This window comes from Aeromonas sp. R6-1 (assembly GCF_040908165.1).
GTDB lineage: Bacteria > Pseudomonadota > Gammaproteobacteria > Enterobacterales > Aeromonadaceae > Aeromonas > Aeromonas caviae.
In genome coordinates, this window is sequence record NZ_JBFODF010000042.1 from 119066 (window position 1) to 136709 (window position 17644).

A 17644-nucleotide genomic window follows, 5' to 3' on the forward strand; every position below is an offset into this window, starting at 1 on the left:
GGGCTACTCCTGCAACAGCGAGGTCAGGGAGAGGGTCTTGAGCCGTCCCTGCATCAGGGTCAGATCCTGGTGGGTAGTAAGGACCACCATGCCCCCCCTGTCCGCGTGGGCGAGGAACAACTGCTCCAGCACCCTGACCCCCTGCTTGTCGATGGCGGTGAAGGGCTCGTCCAGGATCCAGAGCGCCGGTCGCTCGCTCAGCCACAGCCTGGCCAGCGCCACCCGTCGCTGCTGCCCGGCGGAGAGCTGCCCCGCGGGATAGTCTTCGAAACCGGCGAGGCCGACCTGGGCCAGCACCCGCCAGAGATCCACGCCGTCCCCGGCAGGACCATGGAGCTTCTGGTAGAAGGAGAGATTCTCAAGGGGGGTCAGGGTCGCCTTGACGCCGGGCTGATGGCCCAGGTAAAGCAGGCTGGCGTGGTATTCATCCCGGCAATGGCGGATATTCTCCCCATTCCAGCACACCTCGCCAGCAAAGGGCTGGGAGAGGCCGGTGAGCAGGCGCAACAGGCTGGTCTTGCCCACCCCGTTGGGACCCTCAATCTGCATCAAATCCCCGGCACGCACCGCGAAGGAGAGATGTTCAAACAGGGTGCGATCTTCACGCACGCAGCTCAGATTGTTCGCTTGAAGCAGCATGGGGATGTAATCGTTGAAAATGAGGCGGCCTGCATCTTAACACAGGATCCGGAGGCGTCTTTTCAAAGATGCCAATAATCAACAGGATTTGTGGGGAAGATCGCGCCCCCACCAAAGAGATTGATGCCAAAGGATTATCCACCGTCCCGGCATCGAGAAAGAGGTGGCCACGGGCCGAACAGAAAGCGGGGAGGCACCGGCTTCCCCGCGACACATCCGTCAGCTGCGTCCCTTTCGCAAGGAAATAAGCAGCTCCGCTTCCGCCTGGGGCAACTCGCACTCGCTCATCACCTCGTCCAGATCGGCACCAAGCTCCACCATCTTGGCGGCGCGGCTGTAGAGGCGGCGCTCCGGATCCTGCAACGTCAGCTCCTGCTGGCTGTCGTGGATCTTCTGCATGGCCCCTTCTGCGGCTTGCAGACGCTGACCCATGCCGATGGCGCCCGTGTGCAACTCCATCATCTGCTTGCGCAGACTCTCGAGCTGCCCCTGCAGCGCTTCCACCCTGGCCTCGGACTCTCGCTGGCGACGACGGTGCCCCAGGATCCCGTAAAGGGCCAGCACCAGTGCGAGCAAGGACAACCCCAAGGCTGCAAATTCAATCATCAAACCATCACCTTACCGTCACAGGGAGGCGGACAGGTGCCATCGCCCCCGTCCGCACGTTCCCGTCCCTGTTACAGGGAACCAATGTCTTCCCACTCTTCGTCGGAGAGCAGCTTGTTGAGATCCACCAGGATCAGCAGTTGGCCGTCACGGTTGCTGACGCCCTGGATGAACTTGGCGCTCTCCTCGGTGCCCACCGCCGGGGCGGCATCGATCTCGGAGGAGCGCAGATAGACCACCTCGGCCACGCTGTCCACCATGATGCCGATCACCTGCTTCTCCGCCTCGATGATGACGATGCGGGAGTTCTCGCTCACGTCCCCGGCCGGCAGGCCGAAACGGGAGCGGGTATCGATGACGGTCACCACGTTGCCACGCAGGTTGATGATACCCAGCACGTAGTCAGGTGCACCCGGGACCGGAGCGATCTCGGTGTAGCGCAACACTTCCTGAACCTGCATCACGTTGATGCCATAGGTCTCGTTTTCCAACTGGAAGGTCACCCACTGCAGCACTTCGTCTTCGGCCAGATTCTGTGCAATATTGCGCTTCTCTGTCATCTTCTTGATCCTTGTATGAACCCGTCAACGGGTAAAATTAGCAATAAAACCATGGTGATGCCGATGTTGTCAGCGGCCTTCGATGTTCACGCCCCGGCCTAGCAGCAGCAAGAGCTCCCTGACGTGCAGCAAGGCACACATCTTCTCCTTGACCATGCCGGCCAGCCAGGGGCGCTTGCCCTCCTGATGGCGCCACTTCACCTGGTCCCGGTGCAGCAGTTCTGTGCCCTTCAACTGGTGACAAGCCAATCCCCAGGGTGATTCTCCCAGCATAATCAGATATTTGTAATCGTCCATCTCCAGATGCTGGCCCGGCATGACCCACTGGGCCGTGTCCACCACGTTCATCTTCTGCTCGCGGGAGGTCATGATCCCCTTGTACCAGCCCGGTTGGCCGAAGAGAGAGGTCACCTCCCCCAGTTGATGGATGCCCCCCAACTCGGTCAGAGGCACCGCAAACGTCACCCCGGCCACATCGAAGAAGAGCGCCTGAAACTCGTTGCCGGTATCCAGGTTCTCCCAGGTCGACGGTGCGGGCGCCGCCTCAAGGGCGGGCGCGGGTTCCGCCACCGCGAGGGCGACGGGCTCGACTTCCTCCGCCACGGCTTCCACCATCGGCTCTGCCAGGGCGACCAGAGGCTCACTGTCAACCACCTCCGCCTCGAGCTGGAATGGCTCGACATGCACCTCTTCGTGGCTCAGGGCATCCATCTCGAACTGGACCTGTCCCACCTGGGCAAGCAGCTCGCTCAGCTGGGCCAGTCGGGTATCGGCTTCAAGATAGGGGGTGGCAGTCACCTCCGGCACGGCGACGGTCTGACGTTGCAACGCTGGGGCCGGTGCTTCGTCTTCGGGATCTTCCCGCAGCAGGGCATCGTCCAGCAGCAGGGAGTGGAAATAGTCGTCCATGGCCCGAACCTGGGTGGTCTCTCTCACGGCATCACCTCCTGGGTCCGTTGACGCTCCAGCGCGTCGAGATGGTTGAGCAGGGTCTCATAGGCATAGGTGCCCCGGCTGCCCGGTGCATAGATGGAGGGAGGAATGTGCACCAGACTGGCATCCCTGAATTTGGTGTCGATGGGAATGACCGCATTCCACACTGCCTCCCCATACTGCTCCTTGATGGACTGCAATGTCATCAGGGAGGCGCGGGTACGCTTGTCAAACATGGTCGGAATGATGGTGTAGCGGAACTTCTCCCGCTTGGAGCGCTGCATGATCTCGAAGGTCTTCATCATCCGCTCCAGCCCCTTGAGGGCCAGGAATTCGGTCTGTACCGGCACCAGGATGCGATCGCAGGCCGCCAGCGCGTTCACCATCATGACCCCCAGCACCGGCGGGCAGTCGATGAGCACGTAGTCGAACTGATCCTGCACCCGCAGCAGAGCGCGCTTGAGCACCAACCCCATCCCTTCCCGGTTGCCCATCACCCGATCCAGCGTGGCCAGGGTAATCGAGGCGGGCAGCAGGCTGATGTTCTCGAATCGGGTCTTGAGGGTCATCCGGTTGACCAGCTCGGCGCTGGGTTTGGCCGCCTGGAACAACTCGTACAGGGTGCCTTCCAGCCTGTCCGAGTCGAAATCGAGATAGGAGGTCAGGGAGGCGTGGGGGTCGGTGTCGATCAGCAGTACCCGCTGGCCACGCTGGGCCAGAATGCCCGCCAGGGAGACGACCGTGGTGGTTTTACCGACTCCACCTTTCTGATTGGCAACCGTCCAAACAATCACTGTATCAATCCTGCCTTGTTGTTATGCGTATGCCCCCACCGGGCAGCGCGATCACCCTGATCTTTTCACTGTCGACACTCTGCGGTGCGTCCTGCACCGGTGCCCCCGTCAGCGGTTTGACGGGGGCTGGCGGCACCCAGGCGAATCTGGATATGGCGACCACCACCTTGCGATTCTGTAATCGTCCCTGCTCGGTGCCATTGTCGACGAAGGGGGAAAACTCTCCGTACGCCTCGTAGGCGAGCCGACCGGGAGCCACCCCCTTGCCCACCAGGGCATTGAGCACTGCCTCGGCGCGGGCCGCTGACAATGTCCAGTTGGAGCGGAAAATTTCGTTGTTTATCGGTTGGTTATCCGTGTAGCCCCGCACCCTGACATAGTTATCGACCGGTTTGAGAATACCTGAAAGCGTATCGAGCACGGGTGCGGCATTGTTCCCCAGAAAAGCGCTGCCACTGTTGAACAGGAGACCTGAACTCAGCTCCACCGTCAGCCAGTTGTCATCCTGCGCAAGCTTCACCACCCCCGCATCGACCAGGGCGCCCATGGACTCCTGGATCTGCATGTCGATCTGCGCAAGAGCCGTGCCATCTTGCGAGACGGGCGTACCCGTGATGGGGGCCCGCGAGGGGGACGCAGAGGCCTGGCTCTCCAGCAGGCTGGGGGCGGCCGAGACCGAGTTGTCCAGCAAGGAATTACCCCGCCCTTCCAGCAGGCCATCGCTGCGCGGCGCCTGGTTGAAGGCCTGGGTCATGCCCTCGATGACGGCGCGGTACTCCTCCTTGTTGACGATGGCAACGGAGTAGAGCACCACGAAAAGGGCGAAGATGAGCGTCATGTAATCGGCATAGGAGACCAGCCAGCGATCGAGATGCTCTCGCCCTTGCAGGTGCAAACGATAGCGCTTGCGCATGGCTACTCCCCTTTCAGATAAGCCCGTAACCGCCTTTCAACCTGCGGGCCGTTCTCCCCGTGGGCGATGGCCAGAAGCCCCTCCAGGGTCATCTCCTGATAGAGGCCGTAATGGTAGTGGAAGGCGCGCAACCGATTCGCAATCGGCAGATAGAGCAAGTTGGCAAAGCCCACCCCGTAGATGGTGGCGACGAAGGCCACGGCAATGCCCGCCCCCAGGGTGCCTGGCTCCTCCAGATGAAACATGGCCTGGATGAGGCCAATCACGGCCCCGATGATGCCGATGGTCGGGCTGTACCCCCCCATGGACTCGAACACCCTGGCCGAGTGCTCGTTGCGCTCCTGCTCGATGTCGATATCCGCCTCCAGCAGGCTGCGGATATCCTCGATGGATACGCCATCCACAATCATGGAAAGCCCCTGGCGGGTGAAGGGATCGGGCTCGGCCTCGGCCTGGTTTTCCAGCGCCAGCAAGCCTTGCTGGCGGGCGAACTGGGCCCACGCCTTCAGGCGCTCGGCCTGCTCCGCAAGATCCAGCTGCGGCGGAAACAGCATCCAGGTAGCCTGCCTCAGGGCACTGAGCAGGTACCTGCGGGGAGTCTGCAAGATCACCGCCCCCCAGGTTCCCCCGACGACGATGACAAAGGCCGGCCCATCCAGCAGGGTCAGCAGGCTCCCGCCATGCCACCACTGGGCGATGACGACGGCCCCCAGCGCCAGCACCAGGCCGAGCATGCCCATGGTCAGCGACCCAACTCGACCAGAATGCGCTGGGCCACCCGATCCAGCGGCAGGGATTCGCTTGCTATGCCCGCCTTGGCAACGGCCTGGGGCATGCCATAGACCACGCAGGAGGCTTCATCCTGCGCCCAGATGGTCGCCCCCTGCTCCTTGAGCAGACGGGCACCGTCGCGGCCATCCGCACCCATGCCGGTCAGGACGATGGCCAGCACCTTGTCGCCATAGGTCTTGGCAGCGGAGGCGAAGGTAATGTCCACGCAGGGTTTGTAGTTGACCTTGTCATTGCCATCGATGATGCGAAGACGGGCACCGGGCCCGCGCCCTTCCAGCAGCATCTGCTTGCCACCGGGGGCAAGATAGGCCTGACCCGGCTTGAGCACGTCGCCGTCCTGCGCCTCCTTGACCCCTATCTGGCACAGCCCGTTGAGGCGAGCGGCAAAGGCAGCGGTGAAGGTGGCTGGCATGTGCTGGATCAGCAGAATGGGATGAGGGAAATCCCCCGGCAGCTTGGTCAGCACGTTCTGCAGTGCCACCGGCCCGCCGGTGGAGGTACCGATGGCAACCAGCTGGTAACTCTTGCCGCTGCGCTTGAACGCGGCGGGAGCCGCCGCTGCCCGCACAGGCTCGGGCTGGCGTTCGGCCAAGGGACGATTCAGGGCCCCCGTGACGGCGGGCCGGGCGGCAGGCTCGGGGGCACGGGGCCGGGTGGCCATCAGGAAGCGTTTGCGGGCGATCTCCTTGACCCGCTGCTGCAGCAGGTTGACGGCTTCGTCCTTGTCGCGGGCGATGTCTTCAAACTTCTTGGGCAGAAAATCGAGGGCGCCCGCATCCAGCGCATCCAGGGTTGCCTTGGCTCCCTCGTGGGTCAGGGAGGAGAACATCAGGATGGGGGTCGGACACTTGGCCATGATCTCGCGCACGGCGCTGATGCCGTCGAGCACCGGCATTTCAATGTCCATGGTAATGACGTCTGGCCGTAACTGCTGTGCCTTGTCTACCGCCTCCCGCCCGTTCTGGGCCGTGTCGATCACCGTCATCAGGGGATCCTGATTGATGATTTCGCTGACCCGGCGGCGGAAGAAACTCGAATCGTCGACCACTAATACCTTGACTGCCATTGTTATTCTTTTAACTCCTTGAGCCTGGCGCTCAGTGGCGACGGGCATAGGCCTTGAGCAGGCTGGGCACATCCAGAATGAGGGCGATGCCGCCGTCGCTGGTAATGGTAGCGCCGGCCATGCCGGGGGTACCTTGCAGCAGGTTGTCCAGGGGCTTTATCACCACCTCTTCCTGACCGATGAGGTTGTCTACCACGAAGCCCACCTGCTGGGTCCCTATCTGGACGATGACCACGTGGCCCTGGTCCTGGCGGGCCGTCTTGCCGGCACCGCGTACCAGCCACTTGTGCAGGTAGAACAGCGGAATCGCCTTGTCACGGACGATGATGGTGAGCTGGCCATCCACCACGTTGGCCTTTTTCAGATCCAGGTGGAAAATTTCATTCACGCAACCGAGGGGCAGGGCGAAGGTCTGCTGACCCACCTCCACCATCAGGGTCGGCAGAATGGCCAGGGTCAGGGGAACCTTGATCTCGAGACGGGTGCCCTTGCCCCAGGTGGAATCGATGTGCACCGAGCCATTGAGGCTGACGATGCTGGTCTTCACCACGTCCATGCCCACTCCACGGCCGGAGATGTCGGAGATCTCCGACTTGGTGGAGAAGCCGGGGGCGAAGATCAGGTTGTAGGCATCGTTGTCGCTCATGCGCGCCGCGCTGTCAGCATCGAGCACGCCACGGCTGATGGCGATGGACTTGAGCTTCTCCGGGTCCATCCCTGCGCCGTCATCCTCGATGCAGAGCAGAATGTGGTCCCCTTGCTGGGAGGCGCTCAGGGTGATGGTACCCTGACGGGGTTTGCCCGCCTTCTCGCGCACGTCCGGCATCTCGACGCCATGGTCGCAGGAGTTGCGCACCAGGTGAACCAGGGGGTCGGCCAGGGCCTCCACCAGGTTCTTGTCCAGATCCGTGTCCTCACCCACCATCACCAGCTCGATCTCCTTCTTGAGGGTACGAGCCAGGTCGCGCACCACACGCGGGAAGCGGCCGAATACTTTCTTGATAGGCTGCATGCGGGTCTTCATGACCGCGCCCTGCAGATCGGCGGTCACGACGTCGAGGTTCGCGACAGCCTTGGACATCTCTTCATCATTGCTGGCGATGCCGAGGCTCACCAGGCGGTTTCTCACCAGCACCAGTTCGCCCACCATGTTCATGATGACGTCCAGGGTCTTGGTATCCACCCGCACCGTGGTATCGCTCTGTACCGCGCTGCTCTCGGCGGGAGCGGCCTGCTTGGCAGGGGCGGCCTTGGCTGGCGCTGGGGGCTCTGCCGGCGCGGGTTTGGCGGCCACCGGCGCCTTGGGCGGCGTCACCGGGGCTGCGGGGGCAGCGGGTGCCGGGGCCTTGGGTTCGGGAGCGGGCGCAGGAGCAGACGCCAGACTGTGCTGGGGCGCCTGGCCACGGCCGTGCAGTTCATCCAGCAGGCGCTCGAACTCATCGTCGTCGATGAGCTCGTCCACCTCTTTCTGGACCGACTGCAAAGGTGCCAGATCGGGGGCACCACCGTGCTGGCCCTGACCATGGAGCTGGTCGAGCAGGGCTTCGAATTCGTCGTCTGTGATGTCACCTGAACCGCTCAGCACGGGGGCGGCAGAGACCGTCGGCGCTTTGCCGACACCGTGCAGCTCATCGAGCAGGCGTTCAAATTCGTCGGCGGAGATCTCGTCGATGGAGCCACCGCCATTGACGGCGACAGGCGCCACCTCGGCGATGACCTCGGGTTCTGGTGCGGGTTCGGGCTCAGGCTCTGGCTGGGCCGCCACGCTGGCGGTACGCAGCTGCTCCTGCCCTTCCGGCTTGCACAGCTCGTGCAGATCGTGCAGCAGATCGGGAGAGGCGGGGCTTATCTCTTCGCGGTTCTGGACCTGGGCAAACATGACGTTGATGGCATCCAGCGCCTGCAAGATGACATCCATCAGCTCGGCACTGAGGGTCCGCTTGCCGTTGCGCAGCATGTCGAACAGGTTCTCGGCACCGTGACAGACATCCACCAGTTCGGTGAGAGAGAGGAAACCCGCTCCCCCCTTGACGGTGTGGAAGCCGCGGAAGATGGCGTTCAACAGGTTCTTGTCATCGGGCCGCTTTTCCAAGTCGACCAGTTGTTCAGACAACTGTTCCAATATTTCTGATGCTTCGACCAAAAAGTCTTGCAGTATGTCTTCATCAACTTCGAAGGCCATGCGTCACTCCATTAGAATCCCAGGCTAGACAGCAGATCGTCCACATCATCTTGACCATTGACCACATCTGAGCGGGTCTGCGGGTTCATGATGGGCCCTTCCGCCTCGATGCCGCTCGCTGGCAGGCTACGTGCCGAATTGTCGCTAACGCCCTCACCGAACATGGTCAGCATCTCTATCAACTTCGTTTCAACTTCCTGCACCAGTTTGATCACCTTGCGGATCATCTGACCGGTCAGGTCCTGGAAATCCTGAGCCATCAGAATTTCCGTCAGCAGTTGTCGTAACTTATCGGCATCCGTCTCAGAAGCCTTAATAAAATCATTCAGTTGATGGCACAGCGCCTTGAATTGACCCAGCTCGAGATCCCGGCTCATCAGGGCATTCCAGTTGGGCATGACCAGCTGAATGTTGTCGTTGAGTCGATCGGCGATGGGCAGACTGGCCTCGACCGCATCCATGGTGCGATTGGCCGCCTTGTCCGTCATGTCGATGACATAGCTCAGACGCTCCCGGGCATCCGGGATCTCATGGGTGGCCAGGTCGGGGATCCTGGGATCCAGGCGAAAATCCTGCAATGAGTTATGCAATTGGCGGGTCAGCTGCCCCACCTTGTCAAACAGGGCCGCCGCATTGGGGGCGCACACATCGGCGAGGATGGTATCGGCCTGTTCAAACTCTTCCCGCTCCAGGTGGGCAACCAGCATCCTTGCCTGGTCAAGCGAGATCATGGCACTCGTTTTGGCCTTCATCCCTGCCGCTCCTTAGCCGATACGTTCAAAGATTTTGTCGAGCTTCTCTTTGAGGGTGGCAGCGGTGAACGGCTTGACGATATAGCCATTGACCCCGGCCTGGGCGGCTTCGATGATCTGCTCGCGTTTGGCTTCGGCAGTCACCATCAGAACCGGCAGGTGCTTGAGCTTGTCGTCGAGGCGAATCGCCTTGAGCAGGTCGATGCCCTGCATGCCAGGCATGTTCCAGTCGGTGACCACGAACTGGAAGTCGCCATTTTTCAGCATCGGCAACGCCGTGTTGCCATCGTCTGCTTCATGGGTATTGTTGTATCCCAGGTCACGCAGCAAGTTCTTGATAATCCGGCGCATCGTTGAAAAGTCATCGACGATGAGGATTTTCATGTTCTTGTCCAAAGTTCCTCCTAAATAGCCGCCAAGACGGCTCACTTACATGATGCAGATCGCAGGTTTTATGGTGCGGATTATGCCTTAGAGTTGTGCTCCAGTGTAGCCAGTACAACCACTTATAAATTCCAATCTCGCAAACGGGCGCGCAGCCTGTGCATGGCCTGACTATGAATCTGGCTCACCCGAGACTCACTTACACTCAATACTTCACCGATCTCGCGCAGATTCAGCTCTTCATCGTAATAAAGGGAGAGCACCAGCGCCTCCCGCTCCGGCAGGCGGGCGATGTGCTCCGCCAGGGCCCCCTGGAAGCGTTCAGCCGCCAGATCGTCGAATCCTCCCTGACCGTTGCCTTCATCGGGATGACCGATGACATCTTCACTGACGCCCAGATCCTCGATGCCGATGATCTTGCCGCAGGAGACATCCTGCAGCATGGCATGGTACTCCCCGAGGGACACCCCCATATTGGCGGCCACCTCGGTGTCTCTGGCATCCCGGCCATGGGCCTGCTCCACGTTCTCGATCGCTTCTGCGATGGCACGGCTGTTGCGGTGCACCGAGCGGGGCACCCAGTCTCCGCGGCGGATCTCGTCGAGCATGGCACCACGGATGCGGATGCCGGCATAGGTTTCAAAGCTGGCGCCCTTGCTGCCGTCAAAGTTGCGGGAAGCTTCGAGCAGCCCAATCATACCTGCCTGGATCAGGTCATCCAGCAAGACACTGCTTGGCAGGCGAGCCAATAAATGCTGGGCAATCCGCTTGACCAGCGGAGCGTGTCGCTCAACCAGCACGTAGGAATCCTGATGACGCAAGTATGCTTGGGCTTTATTCACGGGAGTCTTCCTGTGTTATGACCGGCTTTTGCAACAAGTTTTCCAGGAAAAATTCGAGGTGGCCCCCCGGCTGATTCGGGATGGGCCAGCTCGCCGCCTTGTTCGCCAGGGCACGAAATGCCAGGGCGGCAGGGGATTTTGGAAACGCCTCAACTATCAGTTTCTGCTTGCGCACCGCGGCCCGCAGGTTGGTGTCGTAAGGCACGCAGGCCACCAGCTCCAGGGAGGTATCCAGGAAGCGGTCGGTGACCCGGGTCAGCTTGGCGAACAGCTCCTGTCCCTCGCGCAGGGAGCGGACCATGTTGGCCACCACCTTGAAGCGGAACACACCGTGATCCTTGGAGAGGATCTTGATGAGCGCGTAGGCATCCGTGATGGAGGTGGGTTCATCGCACACCACCACCATGATGTCCTGGGCGGCACGGGTGAAGCTCAGCACCATGTCGGAAATCCCCGCCGCCGTGTCCACCAGCAACACGTCCACCTGGGTCTTCATCTCGCTGAAGGCGCGGATGAGCTCGGCATGTTGTACCGGGGAGAGCTCGACCATGGACTGGGTACCCGAGGTGGCTGGCACTATCATCATGCCGTAGGGCCCCTCGACGATGATGTCATCCAGGGTGCATTCCCCCGCCAGCACATGGGAGAGGTTGCGATGCACCCTCAGCCCCAGCATGACGTCGACGTTGGCCAGGCCAAGGTCGGCGTCCAGCACCAACACCCGCTTGCCCTGGGCGGCCATGGCTCCCGCCACGTTCAGGGTCACGTTGGTCTTGCCGACGCCCCCCTTGCCTCCGGACACGGCGATCACTTTCACTCGATTGTTTTGACGCATTTTGCGCAGACCACTCGCCTGATCCATATACATGTTACTCATAAAACTCCGAATCTTCGGATTCGCCAAAACCCGATCCCCAGAAATAGGGATCTTCTGCTTCCCGTTCCAGCGACCCCATGGCGGCACCGACCAGCAGCGCCGCGTTGGCAACTTGAATATCTTCCGGCACCCGTTGCCCGTCGGTGATGTAACTGATGGGCAGGGCGTTTTGAATGCACACGTTGATCACTTCACCCAGATTCAGGCTCTCGTCGAGCTTGGTCAGAATGCAGCCGGAGAGCGGAATGCGCCGGAAGTGATCCACCGCCTCCTGCATCACCCGTCGCTGGGAGGTGGCCGACATGACCAGATAACTGCGGATGCGCACCTTGGCATTCTTCACCAGGGTGTCTAGCTGTTCGGTCAGGCGGATATCCCGCTGACCCACCCCGGCGGTGTCGATGAGCACCAGCCGGCGATGGCGGAACTGATAGAGGGCACTGGCCAGCTCTTCGGCGTCCCGCACCTGACGCACCGGGCAACCCATGATGCGACCATAGGTCTGCAGCTGTTCGTGGGCCCCGATCCGGTAGTTGTCCGTGGTAATGAGCGCCACCTGCTCGGCGCCATACTTCATGGCAAAGCGGGCCGCCAGCTTGGCGATGGTGGTGGTCTTGCCCACCCCGGTCGGTCCGAGCAGGGCCACCGCCCCCCCCTGACGCAGGATCTCGTCCTCGCTGATCTTGAGCTGGGCCGTCAGCACCTCGGCCAGTTGGGCCATGGCCTGATGGATCGGCATGTCTTCGGGGATGAGGCCCGCCAGTTGATCGGCGAAGGCATCGTCGAACCCCATCTTCTTGAGTTCCTTGATGAGCAGGGCGCGCATGGGTTCGCGGCGCTCCACCTCCTGCCACATCAGGCCGGAGATCTGGTGCTCCAGCAGCTTGCGGATGCTGGCCATCTCCTTGCGCATCCCCTCCATCTCCTGATCCCGCTGGGCGGACAGGGTCTGGCGCGGGGCGGCGGCAGGACGGGCCTTGGGCTTGGCGGGCTCGGGAGCGGCGCCCCACTGGCCCTGTTCGGCCAGGGTTCTGGGAGCACTGGCCGCGCCCGCCAGTCCGGCGGACTGGGTGCCGGCAGCGCCATTGGCGGGCCAGGAGGCCGAAGCTGGCTGACCGTTACCTCCGTTGCCAGACCATGATCCCGGGGCGCCATTACCACCCGCCGGGTTGGCCGGATTGAGCTTCTGCTGGCGTGCCAGCAGGGCCGCCAGGGTATCGGCGTAGTATTCGTTCTGTTCCTTGGGTGGCGCCGACCTCGTCATCTGCTTGCCCGCAGACGAGATATTGACGCTCTCTTCATTCAACTGACGGCGAACCGGCGCGTCTTTAGGCCCCGGTACCTGGGATTGATAATCGACGGCCGCGACTATCTCCACCCCACCGGTGACCTTTTTGTTGGACATGATGACGGCATCGGGTCCGAGAGTCTCCTTGACCTCGGCCAGCGCCGTGCGCATGTCTTTGGCAAAAAACCGCTTAATCTTCACCCGTCATCTCCGCTAACTAGCCCTGTCCCACCGCACTGACGATGCGGATCTGCTTGTCGTCAGGCACTTCCTGATAGGACAGCACGCGTAATCCAGGAATGGCATTCTTGACAAATTTCGCCAGGGTATTGCGCAATATCCCCGATGTCAGAAGCACGGCCGGCTGGCCTTCCAGTTCTTGTCGTTGAGTGGCTTCCACCAGGGAGCGTTGCATCCGCTCCGCCAGTCCCGGTTCGATACCGGCGCCATCTCCCCCACCTGCTTGCAGGGATTGATGCAATATACGTTCCAGTTCTGGTGACAAGGTGATCACCGGCAGCTCGGGTTCGGGGCCGGCAATCTCCTGCACAATCAATCTGCGCAGGGCGATCCGGCAGGCTGCGGTCAGCACTTCCGGGTCCGGGCTGCGGGGCGCATATTCCACGAGGGTCTGCAGGATAGTGCGCATATCGCGAATTGGCACGCCTTCATTGAGCAAATTCTGCAATACCTTCACCAGGTTGCCCATGCTGATCACCTCGGGAACCAGTCCTTCCACCAGCTTGCTCTGATGCTTCCCTATCATGTCGAGCAGTTGTTGCACCTCGTCATGACCCAGCAGCAGCGCCGCATGGTTGGAGAGGATCTGGCTCAGGTGGGTAGCCACCACGGTGGCCGCATCGACCACGGTGTAGCCAAGGGTCTGGGCCTGGGAGACCTGCTCCTTGGCGACCCAGACCGCCTCCAGCCCGAACGCCGGGTCCTGGGTAGCGATACCGTGGATCTGGCCGAACACCTGCCCCGGGTTGATGGCCATCTCCTTGTCGTGATAGACGGTGGCTTCCCCCGTGCTCACGCCCATCAGGGTGATGCGGTACTGGTTGGGGGCAAGATCCAGATTGTCGCGAATGTGGACGGCAGGCACCAGAAAGCCCAGCTCCTGGGAGAGCTTCTTGCGCACCCCCTTGATCCGGTTGAGCAGCTCGCCCCCCTGATTCTTGTCCACCAGAGGTATCAGCTGATAACCCACCTCCAGGCCGATGATGTCCACCGGCATGACGTCGTCCCAGCTGAGATCCTTCTGCTCCACCGGGGCATCCCCCTGGGCCGGCATGAGTTCGCCGCTTGCCGCCTTCGCCTTGTTCTGCTTCTCGCGGCGCAGCAGCCACCAGGCGCCCGCCGCCGCCACCGCCCCCAGGCTCAGGAAAGCCAGGTGCGGCATGCCGGGTACGCTGCCCATCATCAGCAGGATGCCGGCGGAGATCACCAGCGCCTTGGGATTTTCGAACAGTTGGCCGAGTACCGCTGTCCCCATGTCCTGGTCGGTATTCTGACGGGTGACGATGATGGCCGCGGCAATGGAGAGCAGGAGCGAGGGGATCTGGGCGACCAGACCGTCACCGATGGCGAGCAGGGTATAGACCTGGGCCGCTTCGCCGAAGGTGAGCTGGTGCTGCATCATGCCGATGATGAAGCCGCCGATGATGTTGATGAAGAGGATCATGATGCCCGCGATGGCATCCCCCTTCACGAATTTGGAGGCACCGTCCATGGAGCCGTAGAAGTCCGCTTCCTGAGTCACGTCCTGACGGCGCTTCTTGGCCTCTTCCTGATTGATGAGACCGGCGTTCAGGTCCGCATCGATGGCCATCTGCTTGCCGGGCATGGCGTCAAGGGTGAAGCGGGCGCTCACCTCGGAGATCCGGCCCGCACCCTTGGTGACCACCACGAAGTTGATGATCACCAGGATCATGAAGACGATGATGCCCACGGCATAGTTGCCGCCGATCACCACGTTGCCGAACGCCTCGATCACATGGCCTGCCGCCGCGCTGCCGTTGTGGCCTTCCAGCAACACCACCCGGGTGGAGGCAACGTTGAGGGCGAGCCGCAGCAGGGTGGCGATCAGCAAGACGGTGGGAAAGGCGGCAAATTCCAGGGGGCGGCGGGTATAGACCGCCACCAGCAGCACCACAATGGAGAGGGCGATGTTGAAGGAAAAGAGGATATCCAGCATCAGGGGCGGAATGGGGAGTACCACCATCCCCAGAGAGGCCAATACCAGCAGCGGCGTCCCTACCCCTCTGCTGAGCAGCCACTTGTACTCTTTGAAACGGCCCAGTCCCGCTTTGAATCCCATCGTGCATCTCAATGATAAACTGCCAATAGCGAATTAAAGCAAATATCAAGCCAAGGATTCAATGCATTGATTTATATGGCTTTTATTTTAACGCTGTCAGAAGTCCGTCGTTGGCGTCACGGGGAATGGTGACAGGGGGAAGCGGCCTTCACCAAGCAGGCCAAAGGCCAGCCCAGGCCATGGGGCGAGGCGACGCGCCTCGACAGGGAGATTGCGGCCTTGTTTGCGTCACAAGGGAGAGATCGGATGGAGGGCCATCCCACCGCTTTATTTGCGAAACTCGGGTGGAATGGGCAGATCCGTGGCGATGGGGGTCGGACGCCGGCCGCGGCCACGGCGGAACTTCTTGAGCTGATAGACATAGGCCAGGACCTGGGCGACGGCGGCGAAGAGCCCCTCCGGGATCTCCTGGCCAATCTCGGTGGCGTGGTAAAGAGCCCGGGTGAGCGGCGGGGAGGACATGACGGGGATGTCGTATTCGCGCCCGATCTCCCGGATCTTCATCGCCACCTCGTCGACCCCCTTGGCCAGTACCTTGGGCGCCGCCCCCGGCTTGCCCGCATCGTATTTGAGCGCCACCGAGTAGTGGGTCGGGTTGGTGATGATCACATCGGCCTTGGGGACATCCCCCATCATGCGGCGCATGGCCATCTGCATCTGCAACTGGCGTATCCGCCCTTTGACCTCGGGCTTGCCTTCGCTGTCCTTGAACTCGTCCTTGATCTCCTGCTTGGTCATCTTCAGCTGGCGATTGTGGTTCCAACTCTGGAACGGCACGTCGATGGCGACAATGGGGATCAGGGCGCAGCAGAGGATGATCAGCATCCAGAGCAGCAGGTCCAGGGCATCGACGATGCCGCCGGGAAAGCCCTCGAGAGAGAGATTCAGCAGATGGTTGAACTGGCTTGATAGCATCCACCAGGCGAACAGACTGATAAACACCACTTTCGCGATGGATTTGACAAGTTCCACCAGGGATTGCACCCCGAACATCCTTTTGATGCCGCTCAGGGGGCTCAGCTTGCTCCACTTGGGCAGCATGGCCTCGGAGGAGAAGTTCATCCCGCCGAGCAGGGTGTTGCCGACGAAGGCGGCGATGATCACCAGCATGAACAGCAGCCCCAGAGGCTGGATCAGCTCCCCCAGCAGGGCGGGCACCATGGCCCCCATGGCATTGGGGTCGAACGCCTGGTCCCGGTCCAGGGTAAAGCCCATGGTGAGCACCTTGATCATGGCCCCTGCCAGACTCTCCTTGATCATCAGGAGGCCGAACACGGTCGCCAGCAGGACGCTGGCGGTACCCAGCTCCTTGGAACGTGCAATCTGCCCTTTTTCCCGGGCCTGTTGCAGTCGTTTGCCCGTGGGTTGCTCTGTGCGTTCCTGATCGGTATCAGCCATGCTGGCCTCCTGCCGGCATCAGCCGACTGGCGGCCCGCCAGAGTGGCGTCAAAAGGGCCGCAACCGGGAGGGCCTCAGTCATGCTGGCCCCCGAAGCACTGGACGTTGATGAGCTCGCAGCTGGTCTCCTGCACCCGCTCCCAGAGCGCGTCGAAGTGCCCCATGAAGCCACCGATGGTGAGCCAGAGGATGAACAGGCCCGACATCATGCTCACCGCAAAGCCGATGCTGAAGATGTTGAGCTGGGGGGCCGCACGGGTCATCACCCCGAACGCGAAGTTGATCAGCAGCAGGGCGATGATGGCCGAGAGCGCCATCACCAGAGAAGCCTGATACATGACCCCGAGAAAGCTCACCAGGCTGCGGATGGCAGGCAGGGTGAGCCCGCTGTCAGATACCGGCAGGGTTTCGAAACTCAGCACCACCATGCGCAGCATCAGCAGGTGGCCGTCCACCGCGAGAAACACCAGGGTCGCCAGCATCAGGTAGAACTGGCCCACCACGGGAGCCGACTGGCCGTTCATGGGGTCCACCAGGGTGGCAAAGCCCAGGCTGGTCTGCATGGCGATGACCTGACCCGCCATCACGAAGGTCTCCAGCAGGAACTGGGTCATGAGGCCGAGCGCGATGCCGATGAGCAGTTGCTGCCCCAGCACCAAGAAGCTGCCGAGGGAGAAGAGCTCGATCTTCGGCATGGGGGGCAGCAGGGGGGCGATGATGAGGGTGATCGCCAGCGCCAGGCCGATGCGGATATGGGCAGGGGCGAGCCGGCTGCCAAAGACCGCCATCACCATCAGGAGACTGCTCACCCGGGCCAGGGGCCAGAGGATGGAGGAGAGCCACTCCATGATGAGCGCCGTGGTGTAGGTCATGACAGCAACACTCCCGGCAGGGGCAGGCCAACGGGAGGACGCAGGCACCGGTCTGCCAGAGCGAAAGGGTGGCCCTTGGCTGGCATCAGCCCACCACCTCGGGGATCTGGCTCACCATCAGCTGGAAGAAGTCCATCAGACTCTGCAATCCCCAGTGAGCCCCCGCCCCCAGGGCCAGCAGGGTGACCACCAGACGGGGCAGGAAGCTCAAAGTCTGTTCGTTGATGGAGGTGGCGGCCTGGAAGATGGCGACCACCAACCCCACCATCAGGCTCGGCAGGATCACGGCGCACACCATGATGGTCACCAGCCAAAGCGCCTCGCGAAAGACGTCGACGAAGGTTTCAGGACTCATTGCTCGCTCCTTGTGATGGGTTTGCCCAAGGCCGCATCCTCCCGGCCTCCTCCTTCGAGAGAAAGAGAGGC

Annotated in this window: 18 protein-coding genes; all 18 read right to left on the minus strand. The window is 61.7% G+C overall.

Annotation, left to right across the window (positions count from 1 at the left end; genetic code table 11):
• Nucleotides 1-3: 3 nt before the first annotated feature.
• Nucleotides 4-639 (minus strand): cytochrome c biogenesis heme-transporting ATPase CcmA, encoded by a 636-nt coding sequence (gene ccmA / locus AB5Y68_RS12975; RefSeq protein ID WP_039039903.1) that lies wholly within the window; start codon nucleotides 637-639, stop codon nucleotides 4-6.
• A 219-nt stretch (nucleotides 640-858) separates the two neighbouring features.
• The gene (locus AB5Y68_RS12980; protein ID WP_010673943.1) at nucleotides 859-1245 is read right to left on the minus strand and encodes a DUF2802 domain-containing protein; all 387 of its coding nucleotides are present in this window, start codon (nucleotides 1243-1245) and stop codon (nucleotides 859-861) included.
• A gap of 71 nt (nucleotides 1246-1316) precedes the next feature.
• Nucleotides 1317-1805, minus strand: coding sequence for a chemotaxis protein CheW (locus tag AB5Y68_RS12985; RefSeq protein WP_010673942.1), 489 nt, complete (start codon nucleotides 1803-1805; stop codon nucleotides 1317-1319).
• Nucleotides 1806-1874: 69 nt separating this feature from the next.
• Nucleotides 1875-2741: a chemotaxis protein CheW gene (locus AB5Y68_RS12990; protein ID WP_039039904.1), complete on the minus strand. Its 867-nt coding sequence runs from the start codon at nucleotides 2739-2741 to the stop codon at nucleotides 1875-1877.
• Nucleotides 2738-3532, minus strand: coding sequence for a ParA family protein (locus AB5Y68_RS12995; protein WP_010673940.1), 795 nt, complete (start codon nucleotides 3530-3532; stop codon nucleotides 2738-2740). Before AB5Y68_RS12995 ends, AB5Y68_RS12990 begins: the two co-directional genes overlap by 4 nt.
• 4 nt (nucleotides 3533-3536) lie before the next feature.
• On the minus strand, nucleotides 3537-4445 hold the full coding sequence (locus tag AB5Y68_RS13000) for an OmpA family protein (RefSeq protein WP_039039905.1): 909 nt from the start codon (nucleotides 4443-4445) through the stop codon (nucleotides 3537-3539).
• A 2-nt stretch (nucleotides 4446-4447) separates the two neighbouring features.
• Nucleotides 4448-5185, minus strand: coding sequence for a flagellar motor protein (locus tag AB5Y68_RS13005; RefSeq protein ID WP_039039906.1), 738 nt, complete (start codon nucleotides 5183-5185; stop codon nucleotides 4448-4450).
• Nucleotides 5186-5187: 2 nt separating this feature from the next.
• Entirely contained in the window at nucleotides 5188-6303 is a 1116-nt protein-coding gene (locus AB5Y68_RS13010; protein ID WP_039039907.1) for a chemotaxis response regulator protein-glutamate methylesterase, read from the minus strand.
• Between the two features lie 31 nt (nucleotides 6304-6334).
• The gene (locus tag AB5Y68_RS13015; protein WP_039039908.1) at nucleotides 6335-8485 is read right to left on the minus strand and encodes a chemotaxis protein CheA; all 2151 of its coding nucleotides are present in this window, start codon (nucleotides 8483-8485) and stop codon (nucleotides 6335-6337) included.
• A gap of 11 nt (nucleotides 8486-8496) precedes the next feature.
• Complete coding sequence (locus AB5Y68_RS13020) at nucleotides 8497-9237, minus strand: protein phosphatase CheZ (protein WP_010673935.1); 741 nt, start codon at nucleotides 9235-9237, stop codon at nucleotides 8497-8499.
• Between the two features lie 12 nt (nucleotides 9238-9249).
• Nucleotides 9250-9633, minus strand: a complete 384-nt coding sequence (gene cheY / locus AB5Y68_RS13025) for a chemotaxis response regulator CheY (RefSeq protein WP_010673934.1) — start codon at nucleotides 9631-9633, stop codon at nucleotides 9250-9252.
• 110 nt (nucleotides 9634-9743) lie between these two features.
• The gene (locus tag AB5Y68_RS13030) at nucleotides 9744-10463 is read right to left on the minus strand and encodes an RNA polymerase sigma factor FliA (RefSeq protein ID WP_029314170.1); all 720 of its coding nucleotides are present in this window, start codon (nucleotides 10461-10463) and stop codon (nucleotides 9744-9746) included.
• Nucleotides 10456-11331, minus strand: coding sequence for a MinD/ParA family protein (locus AB5Y68_RS13035; protein WP_010673932.1), 876 nt, complete (start codon nucleotides 11329-11331; stop codon nucleotides 10456-10458). Before AB5Y68_RS13035 ends, AB5Y68_RS13030 begins: the two co-directional genes overlap by 8 nt.
• 1 nt (nucleotide 11332) lies before the next feature.
• Complete coding sequence (gene flhF, locus AB5Y68_RS13040; RefSeq protein WP_039039909.1) at nucleotides 11333-12829, minus strand: flagellar biosynthesis protein FlhF; 1497 nt, start codon at nucleotides 12827-12829, stop codon at nucleotides 11333-11335.
• A 16-nt stretch (nucleotides 12830-12845) separates the two neighbouring features.
• On the minus strand, nucleotides 12846-14948 hold the full coding sequence (flhA, locus tag AB5Y68_RS13045) for a flagellar biosynthesis protein FlhA (protein WP_010673930.1): 2103 nt from the start codon (nucleotides 14946-14948) through the stop codon (nucleotides 12846-12848).
• A 267-nt stretch (nucleotides 14949-15215) separates the two neighbouring features.
• Nucleotides 15216-16346: a flagellar biosynthesis protein FlhB gene (gene flhB / locus AB5Y68_RS13050; protein WP_010673929.1), complete on the minus strand. Its 1131-nt coding sequence runs from the start codon at nucleotides 16344-16346 to the stop codon at nucleotides 15216-15218.
• A 74-nt stretch (nucleotides 16347-16420) separates the two neighbouring features.
• Nucleotides 16421-17218: a flagellar biosynthetic protein FliR gene (fliR, locus tag AB5Y68_RS13055; RefSeq protein ID WP_010673928.1), complete on the minus strand. Its 798-nt coding sequence runs from the start codon at nucleotides 17216-17218 to the stop codon at nucleotides 16421-16423.
• 85 nt (nucleotides 17219-17303) lie between these two features.
• Entirely contained in the window at nucleotides 17304-17573 is a 270-nt protein-coding gene (gene fliQ, locus AB5Y68_RS13060) for a flagellar biosynthesis protein FliQ (RefSeq protein WP_010673927.1), read from the minus strand.
• Nucleotides 17574-17644 lie beyond the last annotated feature (71 nt).

Excerpts from the sequence above, each read along its gene's own strand:
- ccmA (WP_039039903.1), bottom strand. The coding sequence starts at position 639 with ATGCTGCTTCAAGCGAACAATCTGAGCTGCGTGCGTGAAGATCGCACC.
- AB5Y68_RS12980 (WP_010673943.1), bottom strand. The coding sequence starts at position 1,245 with ATGATTGAATTTGCAGCCTTGGGGTTGTCCTTGCTCGCACTGGTGCTG.
- AB5Y68_RS12985 (WP_010673942.1), bottom strand. The coding sequence starts at position 1,805 with ATGACAGAGAAGCGCAATATTGCACAGAATCTGGCCGAAGACGAAGTG.
- AB5Y68_RS13000 (WP_039039905.1), bottom strand. The coding sequence starts at position 4,445 with ATGCGCAAGCGCTATCGTTTGCACCTGCAAGGGCGAGAGCATCTCGAT.
- AB5Y68_RS13005 (WP_039039906.1), bottom strand. The coding sequence starts at position 5,185 with ATGGGCATGCTCGGCCTGGTGCTGGCGCTGGGGGCCGTCGTCATCGCC.
- AB5Y68_RS13010 (WP_039039907.1), bottom strand. The coding sequence starts at position 6,303 with ATGGCAGTCAAGGTATTAGTGGTCGACGATTCGAGTTTCTTCCGCCGC.
- AB5Y68_RS13015 (WP_039039908.1), bottom strand. The coding sequence starts at position 8,485 with ATGGCCTTCGAAGTTGATGAAGACATACTGCAAGACTTTTTGGTCGAA.
- AB5Y68_RS13020 (WP_010673935.1), bottom strand. The coding sequence starts at position 9,237 with ATGAAGGCCAAAACGAGTGCCATGATCTCGCTTGACCAGGCAAGGATG.
- AB5Y68_RS13035 (WP_010673932.1), bottom strand. The coding sequence starts at position 11,331 with ATGTATATGGATCAGGCGAGTGGTCTGCGCAAAATGCGTCAAAACAAT.
- flhA (WP_010673930.1), bottom strand. The coding sequence starts at position 14,948 with ATGGGATTCAAAGCGGGACTGGGCCGTTTCAAAGAGTACAAGTGGCTG.
- flhB (WP_010673929.1), bottom strand. The coding sequence starts at position 16,346 with ATGGCTGATACCGATCAGGAACGCACAGAGCAACCCACGGGCAAACGA.
- fliR (WP_010673928.1), bottom strand. The coding sequence starts at position 17,218 with ATGACCTACACCACGGCGCTCATCATGGAGTGGCTCTCCTCCATCCTC.
- fliQ (WP_010673927.1), bottom strand. The coding sequence starts at position 17,573 with ATGAGTCCTGAAACCTTCGTCGACGTCTTTCGCGAGGCGCTTTGGCTG.